A 19527-nucleotide genomic window follows, 5' to 3' on the forward strand; every position below is an offset into this window, starting at 1 on the left:
GCAGCGGCCATGCCGAAGCCGGCCGCGCCACCTCGGACCGCACCGGCGCCGCCCGTTCCGCCGGGAGCGGCCCCTGGCGCCGGACACCGGCGCACCGCGGAGCCGACGGCGGCGGGACCGGCGGCGCCCGGTCGCAGCCGGAAGACGGCGAAGGGTCGCAACGGCCTGGTGGCCACCCCGAACCGCGCGCGGACGCCCGGACTTTCCCCGTGCCGCCCATGCCCCCGTACCCTCCCGGCATCGGTTCGGCGGGCGCAGGGGCGTCCGTCGCGTCGGCCGGAGCGGCGATCGGTGGGCCGGCGCGTGAGCGGGACGGCGCGTTGGACGGTGGTGGCGCGGCACCGGCGGGCCGGCGCCCCACCGGTGCGTACGGGCCGACGGGCGTCGGGCCAGGGGCGGTGGCCGGCGCCGGTCCGGCCCGCCCGCCCGGCTACGGGCCGGGCGCCCCGGGGCAGGTCACGTCAGGTGGGGTCACGATCCAACCCCACGCTCTACGCGCCGACTTACCCCTCACCCGCGGTTCCACCCGGCCTGGCGACCCGCCCACCCCCGCTCCCACCCCCACCCCCGGCACCCCCGGCCGCGGCGCGCGGCAGGGCGGCGGCGGTCACGCCGGTACGGCGGCCGCCGAGGCCGCACCGCAGGGCGACGGCGCCGAAAGCACCCCCGACGGCGTTCTCATCCGCCGCACCCTGGACGAGATCGAGCCGGTCGCCGACAAGGCCGTCTCGCATTTCTACGCGCTGCTCTTCCTCCACCACCCCCCGCTCCGCCACCTCTTCCCCCCGGCCATGGACGCCCAGCGCGACCGGCTCTTCAAGGCCCTGCTCACGGCGGCCCGGCACGTCGACGACACGGCGACCCTGACCGCGTACCTCTCCCGGCTGGGGCGCGGGCACCGCAAGTACGGCACCCGGCCCGAGCACTATCCCGCCGTGGGTGAGAGCCTCATCGGTGCTCTCACCCGCTACGCGACCCGCACCTGGAGCCCGGCGGCGGAAGCCGCCTGGGTGCGGGTCTACACGGCGATCTCACAGATCATGATCGACGCCGCCGCCGAGGACGAACTGACCTCACCGCCCTGGTGGCACGCGGAGATCGTCGCTCACGAACTGCGCACACCGGACATCGCCGTGATCACACTCCGTCCCGACCAGCCGTACCCCTTCCTCGCCGGTCAGTACACCAGCGTCGAAACCCCCTGGTGGCCACGTGTGTGGCGGCACTACTCCTTCTCCTCCGCCCCCCGCCCGGACGGGCTGCTCTCCCTCCACGTCAAAGCCGTGCCCGCCGGCTGGGTGTCCGGTGCGCTGGTCCACCGCGCCCGCCCCGGGGACGTCCTGCGACTCGGTCCTCCCGCCGGTTCCATGATTGTGGACCACACCACTGACAACGGGCTGTTGTGCCTCGGCGGTGGCACCGGCATCGCCCCGATCAAGGCGCTGGTCGAGGACGTCGCCGAGCACGGCGGCAGCCGGCCGGTCGAGGTGTTCTACGGCGCCCGGCACGACGGCGACCTCTACGACATGGACACCATGCGGGACCTGGAGCGCACCCACCCCTGGCTGTCCGTCCGCCCGGTGGTCTCGGACGGGCCCACGAGCGCCCTCAGCGGCCAACTTCCCAACGTCGTCCGGGCGTACGGGCCGTGGAACGCCTACGACGCCTACCTGTCCGGCCCGCCGGGGCTGATCCGCAGCGGCCTGGACACCCTGGTCGGGATCGGCATCCCGACCCACCGGATACGACACGACTCGATCGAAGGACTTCCTGCGGAGGCGAGGGGCTGATGCGGACGGACCGGCCGGCGGTGGCGGACGCTGTGGTCACGGCGGACAGGGTGGCGGTGACGGACAGGGTGACATCGGTGGACAATGTGACAGCGGCAGACCGAGTGGTGACGGCGGCGGCGGGCGTCACCAGCCTAGAACCGCCGGCTCCGCGCCCCGGCAGCGCGGGCGAGCACGCCCTGCAGAAGCGGTTCGGCACCGTCGAACGGGCCGACCGTTTCTACGCCGACCAGACGCTGACGCACGTCAACTCCGCGATGCGCGACTTCCTTTCCCGGCAGGAGATGTTCTTCCTGGCCACCGCCGACGCGAGCGGAGCCTGCGACAACAGCTTCCGGGCCGGACCCCCCGGATTCCTCCGGGCGTTGGACGAGCGGACCCTCGCCTACCCCGAGTACCGGGGCAACGGCGTCCTCGCCAGCCTGGGCAACATCGAGGAGAACCCCCGGGTCGGCATCCTGCTCGTCGACTTCTTCCGGGACCGTGTCGGGCTCCACGTCAACGGGCGGGCCAGGGTGGTCGAGGACGCCGAGATGCGCACCGTTCACCCCGGGCTGCCCGTCGAGGAGGCACCCGGCCGCCGCACGCCGGTCTGGGTGGAGATCACCGTGGAGGAGGCGTACGTGCACTGCGGCAAGTACATCCCCCGGCTGAGCCGGGTGCGGGACGAAGAAGGAGCCGGAGGCGGAGGAAGAGCGGAAGGTGGAGTACGAGGGACGGGGGAGGCGGCCGGTGCCCGGGTTTCTCCGACCGGTGCGTCCGGCACCTCCGGCACCCTGAGCATCTCCGGCCCGGCGGACGACCGCCGTCGCAAGGGTGGTGACTACTTCGGGGTGGCGGCCGGACGTCCCTGATGGGACCCGGATCCGCGCCTCCGGAAATACCCGGACTCGTCCGACCCGGAAGAACCCGGACTCGTCCCTCCGGGAAGAACCCGGACTCGTCCCTCCGGGAAGAACCCGGACCCGTCCCTCCAAGAAGGCCCGGACCCGTCCCCTCCGGGAAACCAGGACCCGTCCCTCCCCGCCCCCGCTTCCGGGCCGCCGCCCTACCCGAGATCGTCGGCGAGCAGCGCCCGTACCCCCTCGATGTTCTCGTGCAGGTAGGCGCGGAGCGAGGGCGGCACGATCTCCACCGACTCGATGCCCTCCCGGGTGAACGGCACCCGGACCACCTCGTAGGTGCCGCGCGGTTCGTCGACCTCCGGGCCGTGGCGTAGGGCGAGGTCCATCGAGGCCAGCCGGCAGGCGAAGAAGTACTGGACCTTGACGCCGCCGGGGACGGTCCGGTCGTCGGGGTCGGCGGGGTCGGGGACGTGGAGGACGGTGTCGACGAACGCGGGCACGACGTCCACGACCTTCGCGCCGAGCTCCTCGTCGACTTCCCGGTGCAGGGCGGCGATCACGGTCTCGTCGCCGGCTTCGACGCCTCCACCCGGGGTGATCCAGTAAGGGTCCTGCCCGGGTTTGGTGCGCTTGATGAGGATGAGGCGCGGGTCGCCGGAGGGGGATTCCGGGGCCGTGCCGGAGGCCGAGCCCGGCCCCGGCCCCCGGTCGTCTTCCAGCAGAATGGCGCGGGCGGTGCGTTTGACCACCGGTCGTACGGTCATAAGCGACATCTGCCGCGTGGCGACCGTCGCGAAACCCTTTCCTCACCAGGAAACGGCGGCTCGCAGCAGCCACTCGTGTGCCCGGGCCAGATGCGGGTGGGCCAGTGTGCCGGTCCGGACCACGAGGAAGTACGTGCGCAGCGGGGGCACCGGCGGGCTGAGCAGGGCCACGACCTCCCCGGTGTCGAGCGCGTCCTCGCACAGGTAGCGGGGCAGGACCGCGATGCCCGCCCCCGCGGCGACGCAGGACAGCACCGCCCGCAGATCGGGGGCGATGACGGCACCGGTGGTGACGGGCTTGCTGTCGAAGACGGCGGCCCAGTAACGGGTGACGAACGGCAGGCTCTCGTCCACTTCCACCACCGGCAGGTGTTCCAGGACGGCGACCCCCTTGTCGCGGACCACGGCCGCGCCGCCGAGCCGGGCGGCCCAGCGTGGCGCCGCGACCAGGACGTGCTCCTCGTCGCAGAGCGGCGTGGCGGTCAGCAGCCGCCCGCGGGGGCGGGACGTGGTGACGGCGAGCTCGTGGTGACCGGCGGCCAGCCCTTCGAAGAGGGGTTCCGACATGCCCTGGGCCGCGCGCACGGTGAGCCCCTGGGTGATCAGCGGGCTGAGCGCGGGCAGGACGCGCAGCGCGGTGAACTCCGGCGGCCCCGCCAGGTGCAGGGTGCGGTGCGGCCACTGCTCGTCGAGACCGGACTCGGTGATCTCCAGCAGGGCGTCGACGTGCGGGGCGATCCGGTGGGCCAGTTCGTCGCCGAGGGTGGTGGGGGTGACGCCACGCGCCCGGCGGAGGAAGAGGGGATGGCCGAGTTGACGCTCCAGCGTGCGTATCTGCCCGGTGACCGCCGGCTGGGACAGGCCCAGGAGGGCGGCGGCGCGGGTGAAGGAGCCCGCCCGGTGGACGGTGACGAACGTACGCAACAGGGTCAGATCCATGCCGTCTCCCCGGGAGGTCCGCCACCGACCGTAGAGGAACTATAAATAAGTCGATAGGGCTGTGTCGCCAGGGTGATTGGACACTGACGTTGAGTCAACTAGCCTTGGTCGGGCGGTTCTTCTTCACGCGAACCGTGACGGCTCAAGCCATGAGGGGGGAGGCTTGAGCCGTCTTCGCGCTGTCGGCGGACGTTTTCCGGCCGGGCACGGCCGGCCACGGCAGGTCGGGGCCGGCCCGCGCCGGTGCGCCGAACCGCCTGGTTCCGACGGGCTTTGCGGGTGTCACTATGTCGACGGGCGGTCCGGGCGGAGGCGTCTGCCGGTCGTTTTGTCGATGTCTCCCGCCGTCCCGCCGCCCCCCGATCGCGCGCCCTGGCGGCTTGTTCCGGCGGCCCTTCCCGGTCGCCCTCCCTGGTGTCTCCCGGCGCACGAAACCCAGGGCGACGCGTTGCGTCGACAAGGTGTGCGCCGGGGTGCGCCCATGGCAGTCTGGGGCGCATGGACGAGTTCTCCGCCGGTGCGGCCCCGGACCCTCCGTACCCCTGGCGTTCACCCGCCCTGCCCGGTGAACCGCCGTACTACACCACGGACACGTGCGCCGGTTGCGGCGCCATCGTGCACGGCATCCACGGCCGCTGGACCTGCGCCGCGTGCGGGGCGTGCAGCCCGTACCAGGAGCCTCCGGAAGGCTGGTCCACGGAGATCACCGCGGAGGAGCTGGCCGCCAACACGGTGGGGTACGACCCGCCGCAGGCCGGTCGGTGACCCGCCGGGGAACCACGCGTTCCCCGCCCGTCCGGCCGCTCACCGGAACGCCCGGCGGCCGGCTCACCCGACCGTGCGCCGATGCGTCCGGCGGAACGTTCACCCGCCTTCCGGCGGTGGTCGTCACGCCCGTGCCGGATCAGTCCTTGTCGTCCGGCAGGATCACGTGCATCGCCCACGCCACGATCGAGATGATCACGCCGCCCACCAGGGCGGGGCCGAACCCGCCCACATGGAACGCGAGATCGAACTTGTCGGCCAGCCAACTGGTCAGCAGCAGCATCAACGCGTTGATCACCAGGGTGATCAGGCCGAGCGTGAGAATGAAGAGCGGGAACGACAGCAATTTGACGACCGGCTTGACGACAAAGTTGACCAGGCCGAACAGGAGCGCCACGACGAGCAGCGTGATCGCCTTGGACGCGGTCGTCTCACCGGCCAGGGTGATGCCCTTGAGCAGCCAGATCGCGACTGCGAGGGCCGCCGCATTGGCGATCGTCTTGACTACGAAATTCTTCATACGTGAGATCGTGGCAGACGCGACCGACAGGTGGGATCGGCGATCGGCGGTACGGCCGGCGCCCGGAGGAGGAGACGGCGGATGAAGGCGTTCCGGCTGGATGAGCTGGAGGCGGAGCGGGCCGCGAACGACGGGGCGTACCTGCAGTTCCTGCGGGAGCGGAACATGTCGGTGGGCCTCTACGCGCTCGACGCCGGTGACGTGGACCCGCAGGGTCCGCACGGCCAGGACGAGGTGTACGTGGTCGTGAGCGGCCGGGCGTCGATCACCGTCGGGGACGAGACGACGGAGGTCGGGCGGGGCAGCGTCGTCTACGTGCCGGCGGGCGTGACCCACCGGTTCCACCACATCAGCGAGGATCTCCGGGTCCTGGTCGTCTTCTCCCCGCCGGAGAGCTGACCCGGTACGGGTGCCGAGCCGGTAAGCCGGTTCGGCTTCCGGACCCGGCCCGGGAGCTGACGGCGGCCCGGGAGCTGACGCGGTCCGGGAGCTGACGCGGTCCGGGAGCTGACGCGGGCCGGGAGATGATGCGGGCCGGAGTGCCGAGCCGACGGAGCCGGATCGGGCCGGAGTGCCGAGCAGCCCGGCGCCGCGCCCCCGCCGTTCGGACCGCTCCCGCCGGGGACCGCCGGTCGGTGCGGCCCGGGTGATCCGCCGGTGCCCCCGGGTCCCGGGGCGCCCGAGCCCTTGCGGGGACCGGGTTCTCAGGGTCGTCCGCGCCCGACCCGTAGGGGAAGGTTCAGGGACGTTCGGGGGTCGCGGCGGCCCCGTTCGCACCCCGGACCGCCCTAGCATCGAAGCAGGCCGGGGCGACCGCTCCGGACGGCCGGTCACACCGAAGGCATACGATCCGCCAGCCGCTCGCGCTGAGGACCGCGGTGTGGCGTGGCGGCCGTGATCCGGACGGGGTCCGACAGGGTCCCGGAGCGATCCGACAACGACGCGCGAAGCGGAGAGCAGGGAACGACATGGCTCAGAAGGGGATACTCGCGGGACTGCCGTGGTGGGTGAAGTGGATCGCCCTGCCGGTGCTCGTGTGCGTGGTGTTCGGCAGCCTGATCATCAGCGTGCTGGGGATCGTCATCGACGTCCTGTTCAAGGGGCTGCTGCTGGTGGCTCTGATCGGCGGCCTGATCTTCGTCGTCAAGAAGTTCACGGGGTCCTCGTCGTCGAAGGGCGGCGACTGGTAGGCCCGTCGCTCCGGCGAATTCGTCAACTCAACGAATCGGAACGCGGGGAGTAACTTCGGCCGTCAGCCGGTACGGCCGGTTCACCCCGGCACCGAGTGTGCGAGGAGGGGCGGGATTTCCGCCCCTCCGGCACGTCCCGGGACGATTCCAACCGGTTTGCGCGGGGCAGGAGTAGGCCGAGCCCGGGCCGCCCGTTTCCCCGTCGTCCCAGCGTCGTTCCGGCCGCGCGAGCGGACGGTCCGCCGCCGCCGCGCCGCCCTCCCGCCGCCTCGCCCCGGCGGTGGGCGGCCCCGCACTTTGGCCAGTTCTCTGCTTATGTCCGCCCGGAATCCGATGGAACGACTCCACGGCGTAGTCGAGTCGCTACTCTCCAGAGTCGAAGAGCCGTAAGCTCCCTCTCAATCTCTATCGGTAACTGAAAAATCACTCCTTGTGATCCGCAGGACGTTGTTGTCAGACTATGGCGTCATGAGTAGGGCCATGAGGATCCAATCCCGGCCAAACCGACAAAGACGGGGCATTGGGCGATGCGCGACACAGTTCAGGCAGAAGTGATCATGACGTTCCTCGTCTCCGAGGAGCTGTCCTTCCGTATCCCGGTGGAGCTGGCCTATGACAGCAGCGATCCCTACGCGGTGAAGTTCACCTTTCATCTGCCCGGCGACGCCCCGGTGACCTGGGCTTTCGCAAGGGAGTTGCTGCTGGACGGGTTGAGCCAGCCCTCGGGTGAGGGCGATGTGCACATCGCCCCCGCCTCCGCGCAGCACCTCTCGGACGTCTTCATCCGTCTGCAAGTGGGCGGTGAAGGCGCGCTGTTCCGGGCCGGGGCGGCACCCCTCGTGGCCTTCCTGGACCGGACGGACCGGGTCGCCCCGCTCGGCGAGGAGCGCTCGGTCGCCGACTTCGACTACGACCTGGCCGCGGCGCTCGAGAGCATCCTCGCCGGCAACACCGAGGGTCAGAACGCCGGTTAACGCGCCGGTGCCGCACCTCCGCCCCCGGCCGGGCCCCCGGCGGGCCGCTCGACCGGCACCCGTTCGGTGCGCGGGACGGGGCCGCCCGGCGCGGTGGCCGTGCCCCGGTCGGGGTCCCCGGCCCCTTCGGCGCCTCCCGCGCCCCCCGGCACCCGGCCGTCCCCGCGTCCTGTACCGCCGGCGCCGTCGGCACCGCTCGCCAGGGCCGTCAGCAGTTGCCGCGCCAGTCCCAGGCCCGTACCCCCCAGCGTCAGTGCCTTGGCGAACGCCTCCGACAGCCCGTCCGCGCCGTTCAGCACCACCATGTGGTCCACGCTCCCGAACGCCTGGGCGCCGGCCCCGACGATCTCGGGCCACTTCTCGGCCAGTTGCTGGGCGACCACCGCGTCCTGGTTCTCCGCCAGCGCCGCCGCCCTGGCCTTGATCGCCTCCGCTTCCGCCAGCCCCCGGGCCCGGGCCGCCTCCGCCTCCGCGAGGCCCCGGGCCTTGGCCGCCTCGGCCTCCGCCAGCCCCCGGGCCCGGGTGGACTCGGCCTCCGCGAGGCCCTGGGCGCGCGCCGCTTCCGCCTCGGCCAGACCCTGGGCCTTGGCGGCCTCGGCCTCGGCGACGCCCTGGGCCTGCCCGGACGCCGCCTCCGCCTCGCCGGTGGCCCGTGTCGACGCCGCCTCGGCCAGTCCGCGTGCCTTGGTGGCCTCCGCCTCGGCCGCGGCCTCCGTCTTCACCCGCGTCGCGTCGGCCGCCGCCGCCAGCTCCGTCTCCCGGGCCAGCGCCTGCGCCGCCGAGATCCGGGCGTCCCGCTCCGCCTCGGCCAGGGTGCGCGTCTTGTACGCGGCCGCGTCGGCCGGCTTCCGGACGTCCGCCTGGAGCTGCTGCTCCCGGCGCCGGGCCGCCAGCTCCGCCACCCGCGTCTCCTGGACAACGACCTCCTGCTGCGCCGCCGCCTCGGCCAGCGGCCCGGCCTGCCGCGCCTTGGCCGCGGCGCCGTCCCGTTCGGCCTGGTAGCCGGCCTGGAGGATCTCGCTGTCCCGGGTGGCCTCGGCCATCCGCGCGGCCGCCGCCTGCTCTGCCTCGGTGGCCAGCCGGTCCGCCTCGGCCTGGGCGATCCGGGCGTCCCGGTGCACGGCGGCGGCGTGCGGCGCGGAGAGGTTCTTGATGTAGCCCGTCGGGTCCTGGATCTCGTGGATCTGCAGGGAGTCGATGATCAGGCCCAGCTTCTCCATCTCGGTGCCGGAGGCCGCCCGCGTCTCGCCCGTCAGCCGCTCCCGGTCGCGGATCATGTCCTCCACGGTCAGCCCGCCGACGATCGACCGCAGATGCCCGGCGAAGACGTTGTGCACCCGTTCCGCCATGAACTTCTGCTGATCCAGAAAGCGGCGGGCCGCGTTGGCGATCGAGACGAAGTCGTCGCCCACCTTGAAGATCACCACGCCATGGACTTTGAGTGGTATGCCCTGGTTCGTCACGCAATCCACGTGCAACTGGGCCTCGTTGAGGTCCAGGGACAGCTTGCGCACCACCTGTACCCCGGGCAGCACCAGCGTGCCCCGCCCCGTGACGATCCGGAATCCCATGCCCTCCCCGAGGCCCTCCGTGCGGTGTTTCGAGCCGGAGATGACCAGGGCCTCGTTGGGCTCCGCGACCCGCCACATCAGCTTGAACAGTCCTGTCGCGAGGGCGAGGGCGACTACGACGGCCCCCGCCACGATCCCGATGAACATGTACGTTTCCCCCTTTTGTGTTGTGACCGGCCCCGACCGGTGGTGGCCGGTGGTGGCCGGCCGTGGTCGGCAGTCGCCGCTGACGTCGCGCTCGTCGCGTTCGCCGCTGACGTCGCTCTCGCCGCTGACGTCGCTCTCGCCGCTGACGTCGCTCTCGCCGCTGACGTCGCGCACGTCACCGTCGTCAGGCGGGTCATCCGTAGGCGGACATCACATAGACCGTGCGGGGCGGCTGGTACTCCACGACCACCACGAGCGTCCCCCGCGCGATCCGCTCGTCCGGCTCCATCGCGTACGCCAGGAACGCCTCGGCGCCTCCGCGTACGCGCAGCATCACCTCACCGACCAGCCCGGGTCCGATCGCACCCGTCACCCGGCCCGTCTCCCCGATCACCGGCAGCCCCCCGTCCGTCCCTCGCCGCCAGGCGGCGGGCTAACGCTTCGCCCGGCGCCGCCGCCCGCCCCCGGACCGCGTGCCGCCGCCCGCGGGTCCGGCCTCGCCGTCCCCGTCCCCCGTGCGCCGGTCGGCGCTCACGACCAGCGCCGCCAGCAGCGTCGTCACCGGCACCGAGAGCACCAGCCCGATGCTGCCGACCAGCGTCCGTACGATCTCCTCCGCGACGATCTCGCTCGTGGCCACCGTTCCCACGCCGCTGTCGGCGATCGAGAACAACAGGAGCAACGGCAGTGACGCACCGGCGTACGCCATCACGAGCGTGTTGACGACAGAGGCGATATGGTCCCGCCCGATGCGCATCGCCGCACCGTACAGTTTGCGCCAACTCGCCGAGGGGGCCGCCTCCTTCAGCTCCCATACCGCCGACGTCTGTGTGACCGTCACGTCGTCCAGGACGCCCAGCGAGCCGATGATGATCCCCGCCAGCAGCAGTCCCCGGGTCTCGATCCCCGGGTAGAGACCGTGCACCAGACCGGTCTGGTCGTCGGTGTTCCCCGTCAGCCGCGCCCAGTCGATGAACCACGACCCGAGCAGGCCGATGACCAGCAGGGAAGTGAGCGTCCCGAGGACCGCCACCGAGGTGCGGGCGGTGAGGCCGTGGCACAGGTACAGCGCGATCAGCATGATCGCGCTGCCGCCGACCACGGCGACCAGCAGCGGGTCGGAACCCTGGAGCACCGCCGGGAGGATGAACAGCGTCAGCACGCCGAAGCTGATGACCAGGGCCACCAGCGCGAAGACGCCGCGCAGTCGCCCGATGGCCACCACCGCGACGGCGAACAGCCCGGCCAGCAGGCCGACCGGCAGGTCACGGTCCACGTCCGTGACCGAATAGCGCAGGTTCTCGGGCGCCTTGGGGGCGTAGGCCAGGACGACCCGCTGCCCCACCGTGTACTGCCGGGACGCCCCGGGGTGCACGATCTCGGTGAACGTCCGGCCCTTGTCCGGCCCCGAGGCGACCTCGATGACGGCCGACCGGCAAGGGCCCGCCGCGGGGGCCGGCCCGCCCGGCACCGCGCCCGGAGGAGGCGCGTCCGCCGGCGGCGGACCCGAACCGTCCGCGCCCCCGCCCCCCGCGCAGGACACCTCCTCCAGCTTCACCACCCGCCCCGACTCCGTGTGCCGGTCCAGGCCGAGTCCGGAGTGCCGGTGCGAGGGCGCGTCCCCCGGCCAGAGCACCACCAGCCCCGTGAGCACCGCCGCCGCGAACGGGACCAGTACCGCCGCGATCACCTTGCGCAGCCGGTCGGAGACGGGGGCGGCGGGGCCGTGAGCATGACTGTGTCCGTGATGACCGTGCCCGTGGCCCTGTCCGTGAGGAGGACCATGGCCGTCCGCGTGCCGCCCGCCGGATCCCAGGGCGGGACCGGACTCGCTCCGGCGCCTGCGCCCCCGCCCACGACGCCCACCGCGTCCCCCATGGCCACCACCTCCCCCATGGCCACCGCCTCCCCCGGGGCCGCCGCCACCACCGCGGCCACCCTGCTCACCGCGCTCCCCACGCCCTCGACCATGGCCGGATTCCGGCGTGTTCGAGGGCGGCCGGGGCGGGGGAACGGCGTCGCTGGCGGTCATCGCCCGATCATCGCAAGCCCCCCTGGCACTCCGGCGCCGGAAAGCGCTAGCGTTGTGTCACCTTTGCAATCGCGGGAGCTCGGAGCACCGGGCTGAGAGGGCGCTGACCTCCGTACGAACGGTACGGAAACCGCTGCGTCGACCGCTGAACCTGTTACCGGGTAATGCCGGCGTAGGGAGTTACGGTCTGATGACCTCGCAGGACGCACGCACGTCTGCCGACCTGTCCACCACGGACCTGTCCACCACGGACCCGTCCGCCACCGACCCGTCCGCCACACGACCGACGGCGGAAGGCGCCGACCGCGCCGGGGGGAACGGCCTCGCCGGACGGATCGGCTGGCACAAGGACTACGTCACCGGCTCCCGCCCCGACCTCCGGGTCCCGGTGCGCCGGGTGCACCTCACCAACGGGCAGGACGTTCGGCTCTACGACACCTCGGGCCCTTACACCGACCCGGACGTCGTCACCGACGTCCGACGGGGCCTGCCGCCGCTGCGCGAGAACTGGATCATCGGTCGCGGTGACACCGAGGAGTACGCGGGCCGGCCGATGCGCCCGGAGGACGACGGCATCAAGCACACCTCGCCGCGCGGCGGGCTGAAGAACCTCGACGCCGTCTTCCCCGGCCGCCCCCGGCAGCCCCGCAGGGGACGGGCCGGCACCGCCGTGACCCAGCTCGCCTACGCGCGGCGCGGGGAGATCACCGAGGAGATGGAGTACGTCGCCCTCCGGGAGAACGTCTCCCCGGAGACGGTCCGCGAGGAGATCGCGGCGGGCCGGGCCGTCCTCCCGGCCAACGTGAATCACCCGGAGATCGAGCCGATGATCATCGGCAAGAAGTTCCTGGTCAAGGTGAACGCCAACATCGGCAACTCGGCCGTCACCTCCTCCATCGAGGAGGAGGTCGAGAAGATGACCTGGGCCACCCGCTGGGGCGCCGACACGGTGATGGACCTGTCCACCGGCCGCAACATCCACACCACCCGCGAGTGGGTGCTCCGCAACTCGCCCGTCCCCATCGGCACCGTGCCGCTCTACCAGGCGCTGGAGAAGGTGGACGGCAAGGCCGAGGAACTGAGCTGGGAGATCTACAAGGACACGGTCATCGAGCAGGCCGAACAGGGCGTGGACTACATGACCGTCCACGCCGGTGTGCTCCTGCGCTACGTCCCGCTCACCGCGCGCCGGAAGACCGGCATCGTCTCCCGCGGCGGCTCGATCATGGCCGCCTGGTGCCTGGCGCACCACAAGGAGTCGTTCCTGTACGAGAACTTCGAGGAGCTCTGCGAGATCCTCGCGGCCTACGACGTGACGTACTCCCTCGGTGACGGCCTCCGCCCCGGTTCGATCGCGGACGCCAACGACGAGGCGCAGTTCGCCGAGTTGCGCACGCTGGGCGAGCTCAACACGATCGCCAAGCGGCACAACGTACAGACCATGATCGAGGGCCCGGGCCATGTCCCGATGCACAAGATCAAGGAGAACATCGACCTCCAGCAGGAAATCTGCGAGGAGGCGCCGTTCTACACCCTCGGCCCGCTGACCACCGACGTCGCTCCGGCGTACGACCACATCACCTCGGGCATCGGCGCGGCGATGATCGCCTGGTGGGGCACGGCGATGCTCTGCTACGTCACGCCGAAGGAGCACCTGGGCCTGCCGGACCGCGACGACGTCAAGACCGGCGTCATCACCTACAAGATCGCGGCACACGCCGCCGATCTCGCCAAGGGCCACCCGGGCGCCCAGGAGTGGGACGACGCCCTCTCCGACGCGCGGTTCGAGTTCCGCTGGGAGGACCAGTTCAACCTGGCCCTCGACCCGGACACCGCCCGTGCCTTCCACGACGAGACCCTGCCCGCGGAGCCGGCGAAGACCGCGCACTTCTGCTCGATGTGCGGGCCGAAGTTCTGTTCGATGAAGATCTCCCAGGACATCCGTCGCGAGCACGGCGGGGACTTGGGCGCGGTCGATGTCGAGGCCGGAATGCGGGCCAAGTCCGAGGAGTTCGCCGCGTCGGGCAACCGGGTGTACCTGCCGCTCGCCGACTGACGGGGGCGGGTGGCGGGCGCGCCGGTGTGCTGCGGGCGGGCCACGGACGGGGGAGCTCCGCTTGGCGGGGCTCCCCCTTGTGGTGCGGTGCCGCGGTCGTACGAGGCCGGCGGTCGGGCGGAGACCGTCGTGATCGCGGGATCCGGCGGCCCGCGGTGCTGTACTCGGGCCTCACTCGGCCCGTCCGTCCGATCCCCCGAACTCCGGGCCCGTGAAGTCCGGGCTGGTGAACCGGGGGCGGAGCTGGGGGCCCGGCTGTTCCTCGTGGCTGGAGAAGCCCGGGCTGGAGAAGCCGAGCCGTGGCGTGCGGCCCCCGCTTTCCCGCGGTCCGGGGACGTACGAGGAGTCGGGCTCCGCGGGCGCGGCGGCCAGGGACCGGCGGAGGAAGGGCAGGACGCCGCGGTGGAGCAGCGCCTCGTGCCAGGCGTCCCGGGCCCGGTCGACGTCCGGGGCCGGACCGGACAGGCGGGACGTACCGGGGCCGGATGCTCCGGTTCCGGGAGCGCCCGGGCGGCCGTTGCGCAACGCCGTGAGCAGCAGTGCGCCCATGGCGATCAGCGCGCCGGCGGCCGTCAGGCCGGCGAACCACCAGCCCGCGGTCACCATCGGCCGCGCCACCGAGCCGTTGGTGCCGACCGCCTCGAGCGCGTAGCCGATGAGGAGGAACAGGAACGCGGCGATTCCGGCGAGGAGCGGGGCCAGCACGGTGAGCACGGCTCCCGCGCCCGCCCCCGGGCCGGGCGCGCCATGGTGCGGGTCCGCGTCGGCGCCGTCGGGGCCACCGATGTCGTCCGCCTCGTGGTGCCCGCCTCCCGGGCCCGCGGGCCGGGAACCGACCGCGGCGGAACGGTGGCGCAGTTCCTCACGCGCTCTGACGTAATTCCGGTATTCCGTCAGGGCGGGCGCCGAAATGGCGGCCATGGCCCGGAGGGCCGAAGTACGCAGTCGTTCGGTGTCGAGTCGCCGTCCTTCCGCGGCGATCAGTGCGCTGATCTCCGGATCCCGGTCCGCCGAGCGCAGTGCCAGGTCCAGGACCCGCTCGAACTCCGGGTGGTCCTCGGCCAGCAGGTGCGGAGCGCTGTTCATGTGCATCCCCCGATGCTCCGTAGGGCCCTTGGCGCCGACGGCGCCTGCATGGGGCGGAAACGGAGGAGAGCCTGCTACGGATAAGCCGATGGTAGAGCCGCACCGGCGCGGGGTGACAGTGCGTTTCGCGAATTCCCCCGCGGCGGTGGGATTCCCCATCTGCCCATGAACCGGTCGGATAATCCTCAGTCGCCGAGCGGCAGTTGCACGACCAGCAGCTTTCCGGCCATGGTGACGCCGCCGTCCATGGCGAGGGCCAGGCCGTCCGCGTAAAGGTGCGGACCTTCGACGACGGGGGTGCTCTCCTCGCCGTCCGCGTCCTCGCCGGGCACGTCGCCGAGGAGGTACGGGATGGGGCTGTGGCCGTGCACCACGCGGCTGCCGCCGTAGGTCTCCAGCAGCTCGCGGGCGGCCGTGGAACCCGACTCGTCGCGGAAGGCGAAGCGCTTGGTGAACTTGCGGAACAGGTCCCAGCACTCGTCCGGGTCGTTGCGCTGGAGGGCCTCGGTCACCGCGTCGTTGACCGCCTCGATGGAGTCGCCGTACTCCAGGTAGGCGGTGGTGTCGGAGTGGACGAGCAGGTGGCCGTCCTCCTCCGCCATCGCGTCGAGCCGCGACATCCACTGGAGGTGGTGGTCCTCCAGCCGCTCCATGTCGGTCCGCTGGCCGCCGTTGAGCAGCCACGCCGCCTGGAAGGAGGCCGTGCCGGCACCCGAGTTGACGGGGGTGTCGCCGAACCGCTTGGCGCCGATCAGCAGCAGCTCGTGGTTGCCCATGAGCGCCTTGCAGTAGCCGCCGGCCGCCGCGGCCTCGGCGGACAGCCGCATGACCAGGTCGATGACACCGACGCCGTCGGGGCCCCGGTCGGTGAAGTCGCCGAGGAACCACAGACGGGTGTTGCCGGCCGCCCAGTGGCCGTGCGCGTCGACGATGCCCTGGGCGGCGAGCGCGGCGTACAGCTCGTCCAGGTAGCCGTGGACGTCGCCGACGACGTACAGCGGGCCCGGGCCGCCGGGGACGGGGTGGTGCTGCGGGGCGGGAACGGTGATCGGCGTCAGCTCGACGGTCGGGACGTCCTGGTGCACCTCGCCGTACGGCTGCGCGGGCCGCTCGATGACCGGCAGGTCACGCTCGGTGGGGGTGTAGCCGTCGAGGTGGCCGGGGTCGTCCGTGCCCAGGTGGTGCCCGTGGTCGTCCCCGAGGTGAAGGCCGTGCTCCTCCGCGCCGAGGTGGTGCCCGTGCTCCTCCGCGCCGAGGTGGTGCCCGTGCTCCTCCGCGCCGAGGTGGTGCCCGTGGTCCTCCGCGCCGAGGTGCGGAGGGGGCAGCGGATGGGTGTATCCGGGCAGGGGAGGGGGAGCGGCGTACCCCGGGTAGGGCGACATCGCCTCCGTGGTCCGTCCCGCAGGTCCCTGTCCGGCCCCCTGAGCCATCGACCCCTCCACCGTCGCGCCGCAGTGCACCTTGTGGACCCTGCCTGGTCATGGCGGCCCGTGGTGTCGTGCGCCCATCATAGGAATGACCGTCGCGGCTTGTGACGCACCAGGGGCCGTCAATCGGGGACGGAACCCGGGATCGCCGGTGTTTTGGCGGGTATTGCCGGTTTCGTTCCCTCTTGTCGAGCTGCTCGTGTGTGGTGACCCATAGAGGGAGCGTGGTTGACGGGACCGGACAGGGGCACTTCGGCCCCTTTCCGGAGAGGGCGCCCCCGACGGCTCCTCTCCGGCCCGTCCGGCACGTGGGGACCGCCCGCGCCGCGGATCAGCCGCCGCCCGGCCCCCGCGGCGCGCCGACCGTGCCGCGGGGCGGCCGTCGCTCCGACGAGGTCCGGATGATCAGCTCGGTGGATATGACCTGCTCCACCGGCCGCCCGTGGTCCAGTCCCTCGATCGCGTCGATCAGCAACTGCACCACGGCCGTGCCGATCCGCCGCGGCTTGAGGGAAAGGGTGGTGATGGGCGGCTCGGTGGTGGCGTAGACCGTGGACTCGCTGCAGCAGACGAGCAGCAGGTCGTCGGGGACGCGCAGGCCGTAGCGGCGGGCGGCGGCCAGCAGGTCGGTGCCGTTGGGGTCGAAGAGGCCGTACACGGCGTCGGGGCGGTCCGGGCGGGCGAGCAGCCGGTCGGCCGCGACCGCGCCGGCGCAGGGATCGTGCGCGGGGTACTCCTCGTACACCGGGTCCTGCCCGCTCCGCTCGCACCAGTGCAGGTAGGCGTGGGTGGACAGGCGGGTGTAGGTGTCGGTGGACGTCCCGGTGAGCAGCCCGATCCGGCGGGCGCCGGCGGCGGCGAGGTGGTCGAGGATGCCCAGGACGGCCTGCTCGTGGTCGTTGTCCACCCAGGCCGTCACGGGCAGGGTGCCCGCGGGCCGGCCGTCGGAGACCACCGGGATGCCCTGCCGGACCAGCTCGGAGACGACGGGGTCGTGGTCGGACGGGTCGATCACCACCGTGCCGTCCAGGGCCACGTTGGACCAGACGTCGTGCCGCGACGTCGCCGGGAGGATCACCAGGGCGTAGCCGCGGGCGAGCGCGGCGGAGGTGGCCGCTCTGGCCATCTCGGCGAAGTAGGCGAACTCGGTGAAGGTGAAAGGTTCATCCCCGTACGTGGTCACGGTCAGGCCGATGAGGCCCGACTTGCCCGTGCGGAGGGTGCGGGCCGCCGCGGACGGCCGGTAGCCCAGCCGGTCGGCGACCTCGCGGACGTGGCGGCGGGTCGCGTCCGGCAGCCGGCCCTTGCCGTTGAGCGCGTCGGAGACGGTCGTGATCGAGACACCGGCGGCGGCGGCCACATCGCGGATGCCCGCCCGCCCCTGCCGGGTGCCTCGCCGGGTGGTCTCCGTCCGGCTCACCTGGTGCTTCCCTGCTGCTGTCATGGCGAGCCGATAGTAGGGCTCGGCCGGTGCCCGGGCGGGGGTCCACATTTCGGAGTTGACAGGTACGTTTCTGCAAGGCGGGAAGCGCCCAATGACCATGGAAGCAGAGGTGGTTGTCCCGGGTCGCAGTGAACCGTTGGCCCCTGGCATATCTACGTCTGATGAAGGTGTCAGGTCTCGAAGAGGTCTCAACTCACCTTCACGGGGGACGCGCGCCACGGCGCCCGCCACGGCGCACGCTCGCCGGACTGGCGCGCCCACAGCTCTGGACGCCACCGGGGGCAATCCTCATAAGGTGTGCAGTATTCGCGTCCACGCGGCGGTGCCACGGGGACGCCGCCGGCCTGTGCGCCGGTCCATGTGCCCACGTGCCCACGTGTGCCGAGAAGTGCGGATTCCCGGGTGGCCGGAAGCGCACGGGATGCGGAGGAGGACCCGCGGTGACCGAGAAGACCCCCCGGCTGCGTCCGGCCCTGGACGACGTTCCCACCTACAAGCCCGGCCGGCCGGCCGCGAAGGACGGGCCGGTCGCCTACAAGCTGTCCGCCAACGAGAACCCGTACCCGCCGCTGCCCGGCGTACTGGAGGGCGCGGTGGCGGCCGTCGGGCAGCTCAACCGCTACCCGGACATGGCCTGCGCGGGGCTGATGGCCGAGCTCGCGGACCACTTCGACGTGCCGGTCACCCACCTGGCGACGGGTACGGGCTCGGTCGGCGTCGCCCAGCAGCTCGTCCAGGCCACGGCCGGCCCCGGCGACGAAGTGATCTTCCCCTGGCGGTCCTTCGAGGCGTACCCGATCATCGTCCAGGTGGCGGGCGCCACCCCGGTGCCGGTCGCGCTGACCGAGGACGACCGGCACGACCTGGACGCGATGGCGGCCGCGATCACCGAGCGGACCCGGCTGATCTTCGTCTGCAACCCCAACAACCCCACCGGCACGGTGCTGCGCCGCGCCGAGCTGGAAGCCTTCCTGGACCGGGTGCCCTCCGACGTCCTGGTGGTGCTGGACGAGGCGTACATCGAGTTCATCCGGGACGCGGACGTGCCCAACGGCATCGACCTCTACCGGACCCGCCCCAACCTCTGCGTCCTGCGGACCTTCTCCAAGGCGTACGGCCTCGCCGGGCTGCGGATCGGCTTCGCCATCGCGCACGACCCGGTCGCGGCGGCGCTGCGCAAGACGGCGGTCCCGTTCGGCGTGACACAGGTGGCGCAGGAGGCAGCCATCCTCTCGCTGCGCAGCGAGAAGGAGCTGTGGGAGCGGGTGGACGCGCTGGTGGCCGAGCGGAACCGGGTGGTCGAGGGACTGCTGGCCCAGGGCTGGCCGATGGCCGAGACGCAGGCGAACTTCGTCTGGCTGCGGCTGGGCGAGCACTCCGAGGCGCTGGCGGCGGCCTGTGAGCGGGCGGGCGTGGTCGTACGGCCGTTCCCGCCGGACGGGGTGCGCATCACGATCGGCGAGGCGGACGCCAACACGATCTTCCTTAAGGTGGCCGGGGAGTTCCGCAAGGAGATGTCGCTCTAGGAGCCCGAGCCCGAGCCCGAGCCCGAGCCCGAGCCTCCGGTTCCGGCCCTGGCCCGAGTCTGGGCCCGAGTCTGAGCCCGAGTCCGAGTTTGAGCCCGGGGTCGGGACGGAGCCTGAGCCCGGGGTCGAGTCCGAGCCCGAGCCCGGGACGGATTCCGGGCCCGGGCCGGAGTCCGATGGCCCCGGTCCATGCCGGCCGTTCGTCGGCTCGCGTTCACGGCGCCGCGTACCCCACGGGGTGCGCGGCGCTTTCGCGTTCCGGTGCCGGGTGCCTGTGACTACTGATGCTTCTGTGGCTGAAGAGGTCAGGGTCGTAGCGTGGCGAGCTCCCCGCGCCGATCGCAAGGGCCGAAGGGGGTACCCCCGCTGCTTGTCCGAAAATCGTGTGCGTCATAATTGCTTGTGAATGTGAACGCGTTCACAAGCTCGCCCTTTATGTGCCCTTTCACCC

General features: G+C 72.2%; 17 protein-coding genes. 8 read left to right on the forward strand and 9 right to left on the reverse strand.

The genetic code is table 11. The features are described from left to right. Positions 1-218 precede the first annotated feature (218 nt). Entirely contained in the window at positions 219-1790 is a 1572-nt protein-coding gene (locus tag ACZ6X9_RS24235; protein WP_469780107.1) for a globin domain-containing protein, read from the forward strand. A gap of 77 nt (positions 1791-1867) precedes the next feature. Continuing rightward, the gene (locus tag ACZ6X9_RS24240; protein WP_469780108.1) at positions 1868-2644 is read left to right on the forward strand and encodes a pyridoxamine 5'-phosphate oxidase family protein; all 777 of its coding nucleotides are present in this window, start codon (positions 1868-1870) and stop codon (positions 2642-2644) included. 194 nt (positions 2645-2838) lie between these two features. Here the strand turns inward: ACZ6X9_RS24240 and ACZ6X9_RS24245 are convergent, their stop codons facing one another. Together ACZ6X9_RS24245 and ACZ6X9_RS24250 are read right to left on the reverse strand one after the other, a co-directional pair. Further along, positions 2839-3399, reverse strand: a complete 561-nt coding sequence (locus ACZ6X9_RS24245; RefSeq protein ID WP_469780109.1) for an NUDIX domain-containing protein — start codon at positions 3397-3399, stop codon at positions 2839-2841. A 42-nt stretch (positions 3400-3441) separates the two neighbouring features. Next, entirely contained in the window at positions 3442-4338 is an 897-nt protein-coding gene (locus ACZ6X9_RS24250) for a LysR family transcriptional regulator (RefSeq protein WP_469780110.1), read from the reverse strand. Positions 4339-4836: 498 nt separating this feature from the next. Between ACZ6X9_RS24250 and ACZ6X9_RS24255 the strand changes: the two genes are divergently transcribed. Beyond that, positions 4837-5103: a transposase family protein gene (locus ACZ6X9_RS24255; RefSeq protein ID WP_469780111.1), complete on the forward strand. Its 267-nt coding sequence runs from the start codon at positions 4837-4839 to the stop codon at positions 5101-5103. A gap of 139 nt (positions 5104-5242) precedes the next feature. Here ACZ6X9_RS24255 and ACZ6X9_RS24260 read toward each other — a convergent pair whose 3' ends face one another. Next, positions 5243-5623, reverse strand: coding sequence for a phage holin family protein (locus ACZ6X9_RS24260; RefSeq protein ID WP_469780112.1), 381 nt, complete (start codon positions 5621-5623; stop codon positions 5243-5245). An 81-nt stretch (positions 5624-5704) separates the two neighbouring features. Here ACZ6X9_RS24260 and ACZ6X9_RS24265 point away from each other — a divergent pair, with 81 nt between their 5' ends. From ACZ6X9_RS24265 to ACZ6X9_RS24275, 3 genes are all read left to right on the forward strand, one after another. Next, positions 5705-6022 carry a cupin domain-containing protein gene (locus ACZ6X9_RS24265; protein WP_469780113.1) on the forward strand — a complete coding sequence of 106 codons (318 nt, stop codon included), beginning with the start codon at positions 5705-5707 and terminating at the stop codon, positions 6020-6022. A 569-nt stretch (positions 6023-6591) separates the two neighbouring features. Then, the gene (locus ACZ6X9_RS24270; protein ID WP_469780114.1) at positions 6592-6813 is read left to right on the forward strand and encodes a DUF5326 family protein; all 222 of its coding nucleotides are present in this window, start codon (positions 6592-6594) and stop codon (positions 6811-6813) included. Between the two features lie 527 nt (positions 6814-7340). Beyond that, a complete protein-coding gene (locus ACZ6X9_RS24275; RefSeq protein ID WP_004948386.1) occupies positions 7341-7787 on the forward strand; it encodes an SsgA family sporulation/cell division regulator in 447 nt (148 codons plus the stop codon). Here the strand turns inward: ACZ6X9_RS24275 and ACZ6X9_RS24280 are convergent. The 3 genes from ACZ6X9_RS24280 to ACZ6X9_RS24290 all read right to left on the reverse strand — a co-directional run bounded on the left by ACZ6X9_RS24280 (position 7784) and on the right by ACZ6X9_RS24290 (position 11537). After that, positions 7784-9505 carry an SPFH domain-containing protein gene (locus ACZ6X9_RS24280; RefSeq protein ID WP_469780354.1) on the reverse strand — a complete coding sequence of 574 codons (1722 nt, stop codon included), beginning with the start codon at positions 9503-9505 and terminating at the stop codon, positions 7784-7786. The two genes, ACZ6X9_RS24275 and ACZ6X9_RS24280, sit on opposite strands and share 4 nt — an antisense overlap. Positions 9506-9698: 193 nt before the next feature. Continuing rightward, positions 9699-9899, reverse strand: a complete 201-nt coding sequence (locus ACZ6X9_RS24285; RefSeq protein ID WP_469780115.1) for a hypothetical protein — start codon at positions 9897-9899, stop codon at positions 9699-9701. Positions 9900-9938: 39 nt separating this feature from the next. Next, the gene (locus ACZ6X9_RS24290; protein ID WP_469780116.1) at positions 9939-11537 is read right to left on the reverse strand and encodes a YibE/F family protein; all 1599 of its coding nucleotides are present in this window, start codon (positions 11535-11537) and stop codon (positions 9939-9941) included. Between the two features lie 190 nt (positions 11538-11727). On the opposite strand from ACZ6X9_RS24290, the gene thiC reads away from it, so the two are divergent. Continuing rightward, the gene (gene thiC, locus ACZ6X9_RS24295; protein WP_469780117.1) at positions 11728-13593 is read left to right on the forward strand and encodes a phosphomethylpyrimidine synthase ThiC; all 1866 of its coding nucleotides are present in this window, start codon (positions 11728-11730) and stop codon (positions 13591-13593) included. 171 nt (positions 13594-13764) lie between these two features. On the opposite strand, the gene ACZ6X9_RS24300 is transcribed toward thiC, so the two are convergent. The 3 genes from ACZ6X9_RS24300 to ACZ6X9_RS24310 form a co-directional block, all read right to left on the reverse strand. After that, the gene (locus ACZ6X9_RS24300; RefSeq protein WP_469780118.1) at positions 13765-14685 is read right to left on the reverse strand and encodes a hypothetical protein; all 921 of its coding nucleotides are present in this window, start codon (positions 14683-14685) and stop codon (positions 13765-13767) included. Between the two features lie 179 nt (positions 14686-14864). Next, a complete protein-coding gene (locus ACZ6X9_RS24305; RefSeq protein WP_469780119.1) occupies positions 14865-16061 on the reverse strand; it encodes a metallophosphoesterase in 1197 nt (398 codons plus the stop codon). Between the two features lie 376 nt (positions 16062-16437). After that, positions 16438-17550 (reverse strand): LacI family DNA-binding transcriptional regulator, encoded by a 1113-nt coding sequence (locus ACZ6X9_RS24310; protein WP_469780120.1) that lies wholly within the window; start codon positions 17548-17550, stop codon positions 16438-16440. A gap of 440 nt (positions 17551-17990) precedes the next feature. On the opposite strand from ACZ6X9_RS24310, the gene hisC reads away from it, so the two are divergent. After that, the gene (hisC, locus tag ACZ6X9_RS24315) at positions 17991-19076 is read left to right on the forward strand and encodes a histidinol-phosphate transaminase (protein WP_469780121.1); all 1086 of its coding nucleotides are present in this window, start codon (positions 17991-17993) and stop codon (positions 19074-19076) included. The last annotated feature ends 451 nt before the right edge of the window (positions 19077-19527 follow it).

It is taken from the genome of Streptomyces sp. NPDC052910 (genome assembly GCF_055585605.1).